This is a genomic window from Bacillus cereus group sp. BfR-BA-01408, assembly GCF_022663305.1.
Classification (GTDB): domain Bacteria; phylum Bacillota; class Bacilli; order Bacillales; family Bacillaceae_G; genus Bacillus_A; species Bacillus_A pacificus.
The window spans coordinates 1-310 of sequence record NZ_JAKUFF010000230.1 but is presented as its reverse complement, the minus strand read 5'-3'; the positions used below and the strand labels follow the sequence as shown (position 1 = coordinate 310).

Genomic DNA, 310 nt, shown 5'->3' with positions numbered 1-310 from the left:
ATGTCATATTGAAAATTGGAGCGGAAGACGGGATTCGAACCCGCGACCCCAACCTTGGCAAGGTTGTATTCTACCACTGAACTACTTCCGCAAGACATGTATGAGTTATTTAATTAAAAGTGCGGGTGAAGGGAGTCGAACCCCCACGCCAAAGGCGCCAGATCCTAAGTCTGGTGCGTCTGCCAATTCCGCCACACCCGCATATTAATTTATTTAAGAAAAATGGGGCGACTGATGGGAATCGAACCCACGAATGCCGGAGCCACAATCCGGTGCGTTAACCACTTCGCCACAACCGCCATAATTTCTG

3 tRNA genes are annotated in these 310 nt (G+C 49.4%); all 3 read right to left on the bottom strand.

Annotation, left to right across the window (positions count from 1 at the left end):
* Positions 1 to 16: 16 nt before the first annotated feature.
* Positions 17 to 91: transfer RNA gene (locus MR083_RS27070), tRNA-Gly, on the bottom strand.
* 29 nt (positions 92 to 120) lie between these two features.
* Positions 121 to 201 (bottom strand) — tRNA-Leu (locus MR083_RS27065).
* A 22-nt stretch (positions 202 to 223) separates the two neighbouring features.
* Positions 224 to 299: transfer RNA gene (locus MR083_RS27060), tRNA-His, on the bottom strand.
* Positions 300 to 310: the final 11 nt, after the last annotated feature.